The sequence below is a fragment of the Pseudomonas sp. H1_F01 genome, assembly GCF_054681425.1.
This window is the reverse complement of the sequence record NZ_CP162823.1, coordinates 712770-727226: the sequence shown is the minus strand read 5'-3', so window position 1 is coordinate 727226 and position 14457 is coordinate 712770. Positions and strand designations below refer to the sequence as shown.

General features: G+C 62.0%; 8 protein-coding genes. All 8 read right to left on the bottom strand.

The window, feature by feature from the left end; all coding sequences use genetic code 11:
• Nucleotides 1–15: 15 nt before the first annotated feature.
• Nucleotides 16–1884, bottom strand: coding sequence for a c-type cytochrome (locus AB4O09_RS03330; RefSeq protein ID WP_003206319.1), 1869 nt, complete (start codon nt 1882–1884; stop codon nt 16–18).
• Nucleotides 1885–2030: 146 nt separating this feature from the next.
• On the bottom strand, nt 2031–5483 hold the full coding sequence (locus AB4O09_RS03325) for a GMC oxidoreductase (protein ID WP_013694406.1): 3453 nt from the start codon (nt 5481–5483) through the stop codon (nt 2031–2033).
• 1121 nt (nt 5484–6604) lie between these two features.
• On the bottom strand, nt 6605–7375 hold the full coding sequence (gene etfB / locus AB4O09_RS03320; RefSeq protein WP_003206321.1) for an electron transfer flavoprotein subunit beta: 771 nt from the start codon (nt 7373–7375) through the stop codon (nt 6605–6607).
• A gap of 13 nt (nt 7376–7388) precedes the next feature.
• Complete coding sequence (gene etfA / locus AB4O09_RS03315; protein WP_028237468.1) at nt 7389–8609, bottom strand: electron transfer flavoprotein subunit alpha; 1221 nt, start codon at nt 8607–8609, stop codon at nt 7389–7391.
• On the bottom strand, nt 8609–10558 hold the full coding sequence (gene dgcB, locus AB4O09_RS03310) for a dimethylglycine demethylation protein DgcB (protein ID WP_003206324.1): 1950 nt from the start codon (nt 10556–10558) through the stop codon (nt 8609–8611). The genes etfA and dgcB overlap by 1 nt, the downstream gene beginning before the upstream one ends.
• A gap of 170 nt (nt 10559–10728) precedes the next feature.
• On the bottom strand, nt 10729–12789 hold the full coding sequence (dgcA, locus tag AB4O09_RS03305) for a dimethylglycine demethylation protein DgcA (protein ID WP_003206325.1): 2061 nt from the start codon (nt 12787–12789) through the stop codon (nt 10729–10731).
• A 15-nt stretch (nt 12790–12804) separates the two neighbouring features.
• Complete coding sequence (locus AB4O09_RS03300) at nt 12805–13335, bottom strand: 4-vinyl reductase (protein ID WP_003177589.1); 531 nt, start codon at nt 13333–13335, stop codon at nt 12805–12807.
• Nucleotides 13336–13415: 80 nt separating this feature from the next.
• Nucleotides 13416–14393 carry a dipeptidase gene (locus AB4O09_RS03295; RefSeq protein WP_003206328.1) on the bottom strand — a complete coding sequence of 326 codons (978 nt, stop codon included), beginning with the start codon at nt 14391–14393 and terminating at the stop codon, nt 13416–13418.
• Nucleotides 14394–14457: the final 64 nt, after the last annotated feature.

The window sequence follows — 14457 nt, the reverse complement described above, 5'->3', positions numbered from 1 at the left end:
TCGCAATGCCCTGGGCTACAGGGTCTTCATGAATTCGATCAGGGCCCGTTTGTCGACGTCCGACAGCTGCGTGCCATACAGGTGGCCGCCGTTGTGGTTGCCTTCCAGACGGGTGTCGTATTTGAAATCCGCCGACGCCTTCATCTGCGCGCCACTGGTGATGAAGCCGACTTTCTGCGGGTCGTAGATGTCGGAGCCGGTGTAGAACACCTGCGGACGCTGCTCCGGCGCTTGCAGCAAATCCCACAGGGTCGGCACCGAACCGTTGTGCAGGTACGGCGCGCGCAGCCAGATGCCGTCGGTGGGCGTGTTGCTGTAGCTCTGGGTCTTGCGGTAGGCGTTGAAGTCGAATGGCGGTTTCTTGAAGCCGTGGAACGCCGTCACCAGGCCGGTGGTGAAGGAATTCAGGCGATGGGGATCGGTGCCCAACTGGTCGATGTTGGTGGTGACCTGGCCGGTGTCGCTGCGGCCAAAATCGTGGCAGCCGGCGCAGTTTTTCTCCCAGATCGGTTTGCCCTGGGCGACTTTCGCCTGGTCCAGGGCGAACGGCCAGGCCGGTGCCTTGTGGCCCAACAGCCAGTTGGTCACGCGATTGAAACTCGGCGGCAACACCGATTGCGGCGTCGCCCCCACGGCCATCGCCGCTGCGTAGTTGCGTTCGTGGATCTTGTTGTTATTGCCATCCCAATGCAGGTACATGGACTCGCGCGGTTTCTGGTTCCAGACCTGCGGCAGATCCACGGTGCCGATGGTGGAGTCATCCGGGAAGCCGAACACCACCATTTTGGTCGGATTGAAGGTGTCGGTCCGCCCTGGCCCCTGGGCCGGACGCAGCTTCTGCCAGGCGTAGGCCTGCTTCTGCTTGAGCAGCGCACTCTTGGCCATCGGGATGATCAGGTAACGGTTGTACAGCTTCTCGAAAAAACCCAGTTGGAACTTGCTGTTGATCGCCGCCATGACAGCATCCGGGGTGAATTTCGGGTCGCTGGCGCAATCGTAGGCAAACCACTGGAAGGCTTGCAGTTGCAGGGTATTGGCCGGTGCGGTGGCGACCGGAACCGCTACGTCACTGGCGTTGGCCCGGTAGGAACCGGTGTGGCACAGGGCGCAGTTCGGTTCCACCGTGGGGTAGCCGAGCTGCCGCTTGGCCATGCCAATGGGCAGATCGTTGCCGTTTTCGTAGAGAAAACCGAACACCTCGTAGCCGCCCGGCTTGGGCAGTTTTTCCGGGCACATCTGTGGCAGCACGGCGAACAGGTAGTACGGAATCCGCGCCTCGATGCCGAGGCCAATGGCGGCGTATTTGTAATGGTCTTCATCGGAGGCGAAGTCCGGTTGCGGCACTTCCCGGATCATCTGGTACCAGGTCTGGTAGCCGATGAAGCCCAGCACCAGCAGCACCACCAGCGTGCCGACCTTGAAAGCGTGGCTCTGCCAGCGCAGCGCCCAGCCGGCACGCCATTCCCGCCAGCCGGCGCAGAGCAAGGCCAGCGGGCGATTGGCCGCTGGGCAGCCGAGGTACAGCAGCACGCCCAGGATCAGGAACATGCTCAGGTCGCCCATCAACATCGGCACGAACACCTGGCCCTGGTTGTTGGTGTTGATCAGGTAGATCCAGAACACCACAGCCACCAGCCGCGACAGCACGCACAACCACGAATGCACGACGAAACGCGGCGCGTTGAACCCCGAGGGCATGTAGAACAGGCTGATCCCCACCAGCAACATGCCGGCGTTTTCCAGCCAGGGATCGGATAACACGGGCGGCAGGCCGAGCATGGACGTCAGCAACGCCGGCGCAAACAGCGCCGGAATCGCGAAGAACATGTTCATGACGATCCCGACCCAGATGATGCGTTGGAACCAGCGGATGTAAGTGTTCATGGCATCCTTTTCCTTATTCCTGACTCACGAGATGCGGCGCTCTGGTGATCGCCATCGCGAGCAAGCTCGCTCCCACACTGGATCAGCGGTACATAGCCCCCTTGTGGGAGCGAGCTTGCTCGCGATGCAGTCGACTCGGTCTTGAGTCAACCGAGCGCCGTCTTCTCCAGGTGCTCGAGGATGATCGGATACACATCCACCACCGCATCCTTGCCGAACATGCAGTCGATGTGGCCGTAACCCGGTATCTCGTGACGGCTGAACAACTGCGGGCCGTGCATCTCGCACAGTCGCTCGTAAGTCTTGAGGGTGCTTTGCGGCAAGTAGCACTGGTTGTCGGCACCGCTGATGAAGCAGATCGGCAATTTCAACCGATCGAAATGCGGCATGTAGACGTCGTTGCCCTTGAAGTCCACCAGGTGCCCCTTGCGCACGATCAGCGCCAAGTGCTCGAAGGTCTGGATGTTCGACTCGCCGAACAATTCATGCAGGTTGTCGTGCAGGGTTTCGTTGAGGGTGTCGTGGCGGTACAGCGAGGCATACATGAACGTGATGCGATGGCAGACCGGGTTGGTGCAGTAGCCCTGGGCCTCGATCCGGGCATAGCCGTTGAGGGCCTTGTCGTAGAGTTTGTTGAACCAGCTTTCCTTGGTGTCGGCGTAGGCCGTGAGGGACTTGATGCCGATGGCATCGAGCATCCCCGGCAAATGCAAACCGGCCTTCAGCCCAGTAGCAGTGGCGACCACCGTGTCGGCGGCGATCTGTGAGCAGACCACCGAACGCACGCCCTGCAAACCCGCCAGCATCGACATGAAGAACGTCGTCGCACCGTAGCAATGCACTACGCACTGCACGTCACTGGCCAGGGTCGCCTGCTGGATCTGCTCGATGGCGGCCTTGAAATCGTACTGGGCCACCTGGTCGCCGTTCCATTCATTTTTGCTGGCCGGCAGCAGGATGCTCACCCGCAAATCCAACAGCCAGACGTCGTATTCGTGCTTGCAGAGGTATTCCAGCAAGTTGGTGTGGATGGTGTCGGTGGAGAAAATATTAGAGCCCACGCCCAGGCCATGGACCAACATCACCGGACCTTTGGTGCCGGCCTGGTAACGGGTCAGGCGCAGCTCGACGTTGTCTTCGGTCTGGAAGAAATGCACCACCGGTGGCGGCGCATCCAACGGCCGTTTCAACCGGGGCGGCGCGTCCGGGTTGAAGTAGACGTCGCCGGCGAAGACACCGCCATAGCTCTCCCACAAGATGCCGGCAAAGAACTTGCCGAACCGCGCCAGCGCCTCCACGCGTTCACGTTCATTGCGGGCATTGAGCACTTTCATGGTGGTCATTTGCTTGGCGAAGTCGGCCGGCAGAATGTGCATCACCCCCGAACCGATCACCGCGCCGGTCTTGTCCGGCCCACGATAGAGGGTGACGTACAAGGTACTGGTGTCGTGCCAGATGTTCAGCACACCGTTATCCTCGGGCACCGTCTTGAAGGCGCTGAAGTAATAGTCGCTGCCGTCTTCGGCGGTTAGCTTCATGTCGTAGTTCATGTGCCGCACGCCAACCTGTTCCTGGTACTGCTCGAACAGGTTGAATACCCCATTGCTGGCGACCAGCGGCTGCGACGAGAGCGACGGTGCGTCGAGGGTGCCCACCAGGGTCGCGGCGTGTTCCGGTTCCTTGATCATCCGGTTGAGGTCGGCGGCGGTGATGGTCAGCGTGAATTCGATGGGCGAGTTGTCGGTCTTGCCGCGCTTGGCCGCCGCTTCGTACAGGCTGAGATCGGTGCCCTGGGGCTGAGTGAAGGCGGTGGAAAAATAGCCCTTCATGGTTTCGGTGAACTGCACGCCAAGTGTCGGCGCCGCCACCGCTTTACGCGGGGCCGAAGGCAGCGTGTAGTCGATGATCCAACCCCGATCAGCCGCCAGCAGGCCCACGTTGCGCTCGCTCACCGCCGAGATGGTCAGCAGCGGGTTGACCGCCAACGACGTCGGGATCACCGAACCGTCGGTCACGTACAGGCCCGGGTAGACATCGGTGCCACTGGCGCCACTAAACACCTGGCCCTTGTGGTTGACCACGCCTTGAGTCGCATCCTCGCCCATCACGCAACCGCCCAGGGGATGGACCGAGACGATGCTGTGCTTGAGCAGCTTGGTCCAGATCGGGTTCTCGACCCAGATCCCACCCAGGGCCTTGGTGCTCTGGTGCAGCCGCTCGTTGCCAAGGGTGACGTTTTCCTGTTCGCCGACGCCGGGCCAGTCGATGCGCAACTGGTCCTTGTTGTCGAGCAGCATGCGGCCCTTGCCGTTGTCATGGCTCATGATCAGATAGGTCTGCATGTTATGCAGCGCGCCGTAGTAGGGGCCGCGCAAAAAGCTCTCGGCTTCGCGCCCCTTGTACTTGAGGCTGGCGCCGAAGCCGGTGTCGGTGGGCACGCCGATCATTTCGGCAAACGCCGCCATGCTCGGCACCATGGCCCGGCCGAGGGCGCCGGGAATAGAACCTTCCTCGATGACCATGCGGCTGCGCCAGTCACCCTCGGTGCGCATGTCGATGACCGAGGTGATGCATGGCCCCACCGGTTCCAGTTCCTTGGCCGAATGGGCACCGAAGCCGATGCCATTGATGACCTGGTCGCAGTTGTGGCCGAAGCCGAGGATGTCGCCGTTGCCGCTCATGTTCTCGCCCAATTGGCTGGACATCGACAGGCCCTTGTCCCGCGAGCGCAACATGATTTCGGTGGAGCCCAGGGTGCCGGCAGACACCACCACGATGTCGGCGCGCACGAACAGGGTCGGCGCCGAGAACATCTCGCGACCGCTGTCCAGGTATTGGAAGTGCACGATCCAACCATCGCCGTCGCGCTCCAGGTGCCGCACCTCGGCCTGGCAGAAAATCTCCGCGCCGTGGTTCCAGGCATCCGGCAGGTAGTTCATCAGCGTGGTGTTCTTGGCCTTGTTGTTACAGCCCGAAACGCAATCGCCACAACCATTGCACGGCAGCTGTTCGACACCGACGTGGTTGAGGTTGTTGGGCAGCTTGTCGAAAGTCACGTTGATCGGCGGCTTGTAGAAATGCGCGCCTTGCTTGAGGTAATCGGCCGATTTTTTGTGCGCGTCAAGCTTGGGCAGGTTCGGCTCCGAGGCCGGATACGAATTGGGCTTGAGCATCTCCCGGGCCCGGGCGTAGCCGTCCTTGAGCAGCGTGTCCTGGTGCTCACGGACCGCCTGGGGCCAGCGCGGGTCCTCGAACACGCCAGGCTCCGGCTCCAGCGAAACGTTGGCATTGATCAGCGACGTGCCGCCCAGGCCACAACCGACCACCACGTTCTGCTGGGCGTTGACATGCAGGTCGAACAGCCCGGTGCGCGAACCGATGTGGCCATCCGGGTCATGGACTTGCAGTTCCTCGGTGGCCGCGAGCAGGGTATTGGGGTATTCGCCGGGCTGGATTTCCCGGCCACGCTCCAGCAGGCACACCTTGCGCCCGGCCCGGGACAGGCGTGAGGCAGCAATGCCGCCCCCGTAGCCGGAACCGATGACGATCACGTCGTAGTGCTCCTGGATATCACTGATGGGGGTCGAGATCCGTGTCATGTTCAAGTCCTCTCAGGCAGAAGGGGCAACTCTGCGGTTGCCTGCAAATCGACAGGCGCACGAACGCCTGGCCACCGTCCCTTGCAGGGTCCGGCGACAGTCAGCGGTGCTACAGGGGAAAAACCCGGGCGCTATAGACGCGCACGCTGATTGACGGCGCGGCGATGAATGCGTTTGTGCAACGAGGTGGGAGGTGTCGGGACGCAGGTCACCGATGATTGCGGGTGTGAGCGGGGGTCCTTGCTATCCATCATGTGTTCTCCCTGAACCTGATGTGGATAAAGTGGCGATGTCCTTGTGCGATGGAGTGAAGACAGCCCACAGACCCTCGTCAAGGGTGTGACTTAGAACTGTATGAAATTTGATCTATCGCGATTTGCGCTATGCCCGCCGTGGCTTGCAGCATTTGGCGAACAAGTTATCCACATGACCACCCACAGCAAATGGGGACAAGTGTGCGTATGTCCGGCATTTTTCCACCGGCAAAGTGAATAAAAACCGTGACTTATGAACAATGACGGTTTTACCGGCCTATCGGTTGTTTTTTGATCAAAGAGCTGCAAGCCATGCCTGGCAAGGCGTGTGGCGGTAAGTGAACACCTTATCCACAGAAGCGCCAACAGCGTTTGGGGGTAATTCTGACGATTCTGTGGAAAACCCTTCGGACGACTTGTAAATCGAGGTTTTCCGGAGGTTTTCCTGATAAAAATGGCTGATTGATCATTTTGTGATCAACTTAATGAAGACCCCGGTTCGTATGGCTTGCAGCGTAGAGCGAACATCTTATCCACAGAAGCGCCAACAGAGATTGGGGGCAAGTTTCGGCTGGAGCGAATAACTACTCACAGGCAAAAGCCAATAAAAACCGTGGGTTAGGCTGACTATTTTTTGAGCGCAGGCCTGGAGGGCCTGTTTTGCATAGGGTGCAGCGAGGGGCGAACAGGTTATCCACAGAAGCGCGCACAGGGATTGTGGGTAACCCACCATGCCTATTTTTTGTGGGAGCTAGCCCTGTGGGAGCAAAGCTTGCTCGCGATGAAAACGCCTTGATCTCTTAAGTGCCGAGGCGCCTGGATCGCGAGCAAGCTTTGCTCCCACAAGGGGTCAGGGGGTACTTGAGGTCAGCGAACCACCCCTTCCTCCACCAACAGCTTGAGAATCGCCTCCGCCCCCGCCTCCGCGCTCACGCCCTTGAGCACTTGCCCGCCTCCGCCGCTGGCCTTGGCCGTGGCGGCTTTCATGCGGTCGGCGCCGCTCTTGGCCTTGATCACTTTCAAGCGTTTGGGGCGTGGCTTGGCCGGTTGCAGGGTTGCCACCGCCAGCAAGGTGTCGTCGATTACCTCGACTTCCTCGCCATGCAACGCCCCGCGCCGGGCCGGGCCGTAGGCGCTTTGCCGAGGTTTTGGCGCAGCGTTATCCACAGTGGCCAGGAACGGCAGGCGCACTTTGAGACGGCGTCGTTGGCCTCGAGGCAAGGCTTGCAGTACCAGGGCCACGCCGCCGTCGATGGACTCGACCTGGGCCAGCCCCACCACCAACGGCCAACCAAGATTCTCGGCCAGCAGGAACGGCAACATGCCCGAACCTTCACCGGTTTCGGCCTGGCTGCCGGTGAGCACCACTTGGGCTCCAGCGTCACGCAGGTAATCGGTCAGGGCCGGCAGAGCGTCCGCGCCGACAGGGTTTTCCAGCACGTGCAATTCATCCAGGCCCATGCCCAGGTAGGCGCGCAGGGCCGGTTCGGCCACATCGCCGGCGTGCAGCACTTGCAGGTCGCTGCCGGCCAGTTGCAGGCCCAGCTCCACGGCCCGGGCGTCCTGTTCGGCGCGCCGGGGTCGCCCGGAAGTGGGGTGGGCGCCGATGGACACGAGGCTGATCACTTGGGTACTCATCAACTTATCCTTCTTAAGCCGCATCGCGCTTGGCTTCGTTGCGGTAAGCCTCTACCGCCGCGATCAAGGCCTGGAGAATCGCCGCGCTGTCACCGATCACCGACAGGTCCGCCCGTTTGATCATGTCGCAACCCGGATCGAGGTTGATTGCCACCACCTTGTCGCAGGCGCCAATGCCCTGCAGGTGCTGGATCGCCCCGGAAATCCCCACGGCCACGTAGACCCGCGCCGTAACCCAGGTGCCGGACGCACCGACCTGGCGATCGCGAGCCATAAAGCCGTCGTCCACCGCCACCCGCGAAGCGCCTTCAGTGGCGCCCAGGGCCGCAGCGGTCTGGTGGAACAGCGCCCAGTCCTTGACCCCATTGCCGCCGGAGAAAATGAATTCGGCTTCGGCCATCGGGATCGCACCCGGGTCCACCGCCACCGCGCCGAGGTCTTCGATACGCGACAAGCTGCGAACCACGCTTGTGGATAACTCCACCGGTAAGGCTTCGTGGCGGGTTTCGCTGACCGGTTCGGCGCATTCGGCCGCCGCCAGGATCAAGCGCGCCAATGGTCGGGCCAGGTCTTGCAAGCCGGCACCGGCGCGGCCGATGCACTCTTCACCCTTGACCTGCCAGACCCGCGTGGCCGGGCGTTCGCCCAGGGTCGCAGCCAAACGCCGGCCCAGTTCGCCGCCACCAGTACGGCTGTCAGGCAATAGCCAATGGTGCGGGCTGAATTGGTTATCCACAGCCCGCAGGCCTTGCACCCGTTGTTCCGGTGCATAACCGCTGAATTCTTCGCCATCGAGCACCAGCAAGCGGTCGACACCGGCCGTGGCGAAGGCGTTTTCCTTGTGTTCGCCGAAGACCACCGCCAGCACCGCGCCTTCGCTGCCGGCAAGCTGATGGGCCAGGCCCAGCAGATCGCGGTCGTGGCTGCTCAAGCGGCCACCGACCATGTCCGGCACCACACTGATGTAGAACGCAGGTTGCGGCACCTGATGCAGCGGCAGTTGCACTTCAGCGGCGGCGGTACGCTTGGTCGCGCCACCCTGCTGGGCGCCGCTGCGGTCGATGCGCTTGATGCCATTGGGGCCGATGAAACCGACGCCATGGACATTCTTGCGGATGATGCCGTTGGGCCCCATCCAGCTGTGCTGCACCGGTTGCATGGCCGCGTGCAGCGGGTGCAGGCGGTTGCGGGCGATCCACTCGGCGCGGGGGTCGCGGCGGATGATGTCACTCATTAATGCACCTCCGCGGGTTCACGTTTGGCCGGGGTTACCGGTTTGCTCGGGGCCGCGTCTTCCAGCAGCGCGTCGGCCACCAGTTCGGCGATGTCCTTGATCATTGGCCGCGGTTCGACCACGCCTTCCAGCATCGCGGTGCACTGTGGACAACCCACGGCCACCAGTTCGGCGCCGGTTTCGCGGATGTCGTCCATGCGCATGTCAGGGATCCGCTGCTTGCCCGGAATGTCGGTGATCGGCGCACCGCCGCCACCGCCGCAGCAACGCGAACGGAAACCGGAACGTTGCATCTCCTTGACCTCGATACCCAGCGCACGCAACACCTGGCGCGGCGCCTCGTATTCGCCGTTGTAGCGGCCCAGGTAGCACGGGTCGTGATAGGTCACGCTGTCGCCCTTGTGCTGGCCGAGGTTGAGGGCACCGGCATCGATGATTTCCGCCATGTAGGTGCTGTGGTGCTGCACCAGGTAGTTGCCATCGAAGGCGCCGTATTCGTTTTTCAGCACGTGGAAACTGTGGGGGTCGCAGGTGACGATGCGGTTGAAGCTGTATTTGGCCAGGGTCTGGATATTGCGCTTGGCCAACAGCTGGAACGTCGCCTCATCACCCAGGCGCCGGGCCACGTCGCCGCTGTCGCGCTCTTCGAGGCCGAGCACGGCGAAGTCGATTTTCGCCGCCTTGAGCACTTTGACGAAGGCGCGCAAGGTGCGCTGGTTGCGCATGTCGAAAGCACCGTCGCCGACCCAGAACAGCACGTCGGTGGATTTCTTCTCGCTGAGCAGATTGAGGTTCAAGTCCGCCGCCCAGTTCATCCGCCCGCCCGGGGCGAAGCCGCCAGGGTTGTCGGTGGCGATGAGGTTTTCCAGCACCTCGGCGCCCTTGTTCGGCGTCGCGCCTTTTTCCAGGGTCAGGTGGCGGCGCATGTCGACGATGGCGTCGACGTGCTCGATCATCATCGGGCATTCCTCGACGCACGCCCGGCAGGTGGTGCAGGACCACAGGGTCTCGGCGTCCACCAGGCCGTTGACGATCGGCTGATGTGGGTTGCCGCTGTGCTCGCCCACCGGTTTACCTGGATAGGGGCTGCCGGCGAATTTCGCATCGGTGCCGCCGGCCAGGCCGACGACCATGTCCTGGATGAGCTTTTTCGGGTTCAGCGGCTGGCCGGCAGCGAACGCCGGGCAGGCAGCTTCACACTTGCCGCACTGCACGCAGGCATCGAAGCCCAGCAGTTGGTTCCAGGTGAAATCCTTGGGTTTCTCAACGCCCAGCGGTGCGCTAGGGTCGTTCAAGTCCAACGGCTTCAGACCGGTGGAACGACCGCCACCAAAGCGCTCGGCTCGGCGGTGCCAGGCCAGGTGCAAGGCACCGGCGAAGGCATGTTTCATTGGCCCGCCCCAGGTCATGCCGAAGAACAATTCCGACACGCCCCACAGCACGCCGACACCCAGGACCGCCGCCACCAGCCAACCGCCGAAGTTTTCCGGGAGGATGCCCGCCACCGGCAGGGTCACCAGGAAGAACGACGCCGAGAAGGCCAGCAGGCTTTTCGGCAGGCGCATCCAGGGGCCCTTGGACAAACGGGCCGGCGGATTGCGCCGACGCAGGTAGACGAAGATCGCACCGACGAACATCACGGCCGACATCAACAGCAACGCATAGCCGAGGAAGCGATTATGCAGGCCAAAACCGTGGACCAGGATCGCCAGCACCACCGACGCCACCGCACCACCAGCCGTGGCCACGTGGGTATTGGCAATGTATTTGTCCCGCGCCACCACATGGTGCAAATCCACCATATAGCGCTTGGGCATGGCGAAGAGACCACCGATCAGGTCGACCTTGGCCGGTCGTCCACGGCGCCACATGTTCACCCGCCGCAAGGCGCCAAGGACCGCGAGGCCCAGGGCAGCAAACAGCAGGATGGGAAGAAGGGTGTTCAACATGGTGAAGCTCCCAAAGACCTCAGGTCTTGCAGGCACAGAAACCTGGATGTCTTGCTCGATCCCTGTGGGAGCGAGCTTGCCCGCGAAGACGGACTCAGATCCAACATAAATGTCGACTGATCCACCGCTATCGCGAGCAAGCTCGCTCCCACAGGGTTATCCACAAGCCGTTAGAAATCCTTGCACAACCGCAGGGCGTCGTAGATGGCCGCGTGGGTATTACGCTGGGCCACGCAGTCGCCGATGCGGAACAGCAGGTAGCCTTCGCCACTCTGCTCCAGGCACGGCTGGGGCTTGATCGCGAACAGGGCTTCAACGTCGATCTGGCCCTTGTTGCGCGAACCTTCCTTGAGCGCGTAGTAGATTTCCTCGTCCGGCCGCACGCCGTTTTCCACCACCACCTGGTCCACCACGCGCTCTTCCTTGGCACCGGTGTATTCGTTCTCCAGCACCGCCACCAGCTTGTCGCCTTCGCGGTAGACCTTCTCCAGCATCATGTCCCCGGTCATGATCACTTCCTTGGGGTACATGCTGCGGTAGTAGGTGGGGAACGACGTCCCGCCAATCGCCACGCCCGGCTTGATGTCGTCGGTGACGATCTCGACCTGGCTGCCCTTGTCGGCGAGGAAGTCGGCCACCGACATGCCGGTGAACTCGCAAATGGTGTCGTAGACCAGTACGTTCTTGCCCGGTGCAACCTTGCCGTCGAGCACGTCCCAGCTGCTGACCACCAGCCCTTCGGCGGCGCCCCAGTGCTCGTTCTGCTCCAGGTACGGATGCCCGCCGACGGCCAGCACCACCACGTCCGGACGCAAGTCCATGATGGTTGCCGCATCAGCCGCCACGCCCAGACGCAGGTCGACTTTCAACCGCGCCAGCTCCAGTTGGAACCAGCGGGTAATACCGGCGATCTGGTCCCGTTGCGGGGCTTTCGAGGCGGTGGTGATCTGCCCGCCGATGAATTCTTTTTTCTCGAACAGGGTCACGTCGTGCCCACGTTCGGCGGCCACACGCGCCGCTTCCATCCCAGCCGGGCCGGCACCCACGACGACCACCTTGCGTTTCGGCCCGGTGGACTTCTCGATGATGTGCGGCACTCCCATGTATTCACGGGACGTCGCGGCGTTCTGGATGCACAGCACGTCCAGGCCCTGGTACTGGCGGTCGATGCAGTAGTTGGCGCCGACGCACTGCTTGATCTGGTCGATCTGGCCCATCTTGATCTTGGCGATCAGGTGCGGGTCGGCGATGTGGGCGCGGGTCATGCCGACCATGTCGACGTAACCGCCCTCCAGGATCCGCGTGGCCTGGTTCGGGTCCTTGATGTTCTGCGCGTGCAAAACCGGAACCTTGACCACTTCCTTGATACCGGCGGCCAGGTGCAGGAACGGCTCCGGTGGATAACTCATATTCGGGATGACGTTAGCCAGGGTGTTGTGAGTGTCGCAACCCGAGCCCACCACGCCGATGAAATCCAGCATGCCGGTGTCATCGTAATACTTGGCGATCTGCTTCATGTCCTCGTGGGACAAGCCGTCCGGGTGGAACTCGTCGCCGCACAGGCGCATGCCCACGCAGAAGTCGTCACCGACCTCGGCGCGCACGGCTTTCAACACTTCCAGGCCGAACTTCATGCGGCCTTCGAAGGTGCCGCCCCATTCGTCGGTACGCTTGTTGACCCGCGGGCTCCAGAACTGGTCGATCATGTGCTGGTGTACGGCGGACAGCTCGACGCCGTCCAGGCCACCGGCCTTGGCGCGCCGTGCGGCCTGGGCGTAGTTGCCGATCACCCGCCAGATCTCTTCCGGCTCGATGGTCTTGCAGGTGGCGCGGTGCACCGGCTCACGCACACCGGACGGCGACATCAGGGTCGGCCAGTTGAAACCGTCCCAACGCGAGCGACGGCCCATGTGGGTAATCTGGATCATGATCTTGGCGCCATGCTTGTGCATGGCGTCGGCCAGGTTCTGGAAGTGCGGAATGATGCGGTCGGTGGACAGGTTCACCGAACTCCACCATTCCTGCGGGCTGTCGATGGCGACCACGGACGAGCCACCGCAGATCGCCAGGCCGATGCCGCCCTTGGCCTTCTCTTCGTAATACTTCACGTACCGGTCGGTGGTCATGCCGCCGTCGGTGGCGTAGACCTCGGCGTGCGCGGTGCTGAGCACGCGGTTGCGGATGGTCAGCTTGCCGATCTGGATCGGCTGGAACATTGCTTCAAAAGCCATGGTGCGATCCTCGACTTACAACGGCTTGACGATGAACAGGCCGTCGTCGTGGCCTTCTTCGGAACCGCCGTAGACCTGCTCGGCCACGGTGCGGATCTTGCTGCCGCGAGCGGCGAGGATCTGGTCCATGGCACCGGCGAACCAGCCAGTGAACATGTAGTCGACCTTGCGCCCGACCTTGCCGTACACATAGACGAATGCCGAGTGTTCGAGCTTGACGCTGGCGGTGCCTTTGTCCAGGTCGATGTCCTGGATCTTGAACAGGCCCCAGCCACGCTGCGACAGGCGCTTCATGTAGTGCTCGAACACCGCGACGCCTTCCAGGCCATGGCATTCGGCTTCTTTTTCACACCAGTGCCAGGCGGATTTGTAGCCGGCCTTGTAGAGAATCTCGGCGTAGGCGTCGGCGCCCAATACTTCTTCGATGCCCATGTGGTTGTTGACGAAAAAGTGCCGTGGCACGTACAGCATCGGCAGGGCGTCGGAGGTCCAGACACCGGTTTCGCTGTCGACTTCGATAGGCAGTTGCGGGGCGATCTTGGCCATGAAAACTTGACTCCGGAAATTCGTGGTATTGCCTGCGGCGCAGAGGGCCGCAGGTAGAGGATTGGCGGTACGGCGGCGTTTTATTCGCCCCAGACGTCTTTCAAGACGCTGACCCAGTTTTCGCCCATGATCTTGCGCACTACCCGCTCAGGATGGCCGCGCTTGAGCAGCGTCTCGGTGAGGTTCGGGAACTCGCCCACGGTGCGGATGCCCAGAGGGTTGATGATCTTGCCGAAGCTGGTCAGACGACGGGCGTAGCCCTTGTCGTGGGTCAGCATTTCGAAGAAGTCCTGGCCGTGGCCCTGGGTGAAATCGGTGCCGATGCCGATGGCGTCTTCACCAACGATGTTCATGGTGTATTCGATAGCTTCGGCGTAGTCGTCGATGGTCGAATCGATGCCCTTGGCCAGGAACGGCGCGAACATGGTCACGCCGACGAAACCGCCGTGATCGGCAATGAACTTCAGCTCTTCATCGGACTTGTTGCGCGGGTGTTCTTTCAGGCCGGACGGCAGGCAGTGGGAGTAGCACACTGGCTTCTTCGATTCGAGGATGACCTCTTCGGAGGTCTTGGAACCGACGTGGGACAGGTCGCACATGATGCCGACCCGGTTCATCTCGGCGACGATTTCGCGACCGAAGCCCGACAGGCCGCCGTCGCGTTCATAGCAACCGGTGCCGACCAGGTTCTGGGTGTTGTAGCACATCTGCACCACACCCACGCCCAGTTGCTTGAAGATCTCGACGTAGCCGAGTTGGTCTTCGAAGGCATGGGCGTTCTGGAAACCGAAGATGATGCCGGTCTTGCCCTGTTCCTTGGCGCGACGGATGTCGGCGGTGGTTTTCACCGGGATCACCAGGTCGCTGTTCTCGCGGATCAGTTTCTGGCTCGCGGCGATGTTGTTGATGGTGGCCTGGAAACCTTCCCACACCGACACGGTGCAGTTGGCTGCGGTCAGGCCGCCCTTGCGCATGTCTTCGAACAGGTCGCGGTTCCACTTGGCAATGATCAGCCCGTCGATAACGATGCTGTCGGCGTGCAATTCGGCTGGGCTCATCAGGCAGTCCCCTTTTGTCAGCGATTCATGCGCCGAATCGTGTGCCGGCGCTTTGGGGCCAGCA

Excerpts from the sequence above, each read along its gene's own strand:
- etfA (WP_028237468.1), bottom strand. The coding sequence starts at position 8,609 with ATGAGTGACATCATCCGCCGCGACCCCCGCGCCGAGTGGATCGCCCGC.
- dgcA (WP_003206325.1), bottom strand. The coding sequence starts at position 12,789 with ATGGCTTTTGAAGCAATGTTCCAGCCGATCCAGATCGGCAAGCTGACC.
- AB4O09_RS03325 (WP_013694406.1), bottom strand. The coding sequence starts at position 5,483 with ATGACACGGATCTCGACCCCCATCAGTGATATCCAGGAGCACTACGAC.
- etfB (WP_003206321.1), bottom strand. The coding sequence starts at position 7,375 with ATGAGTACCCAAGTGATCAGCCTCGTGTCCATCGGCGCCCACCCCACT.
- AB4O09_RS03295 (WP_003206328.1), bottom strand. The coding sequence starts at position 14,393 with ATGAGCCCAGCCGAATTGCACGCCGACAGCATCGTTATCGACGGGCTG.
- AB4O09_RS03300 (WP_003177589.1), bottom strand. The coding sequence starts at position 13,335 with ATGGCCAAGATCGCCCCGCAACTGCCTATCGAAGTCGACAGCGAAACC.
- AB4O09_RS03330 (WP_003206319.1), bottom strand. The coding sequence starts at position 1,884 with ATGAACACTTACATCCGCTGGTTCCAACGCATCATCTGGGTCGGGATC.
- dgcB (WP_003206324.1), bottom strand. The coding sequence starts at position 10,558 with ATGTTGAACACCCTTCTTCCCATCCTGCTGTTTGCTGCCCTGGGCCTC.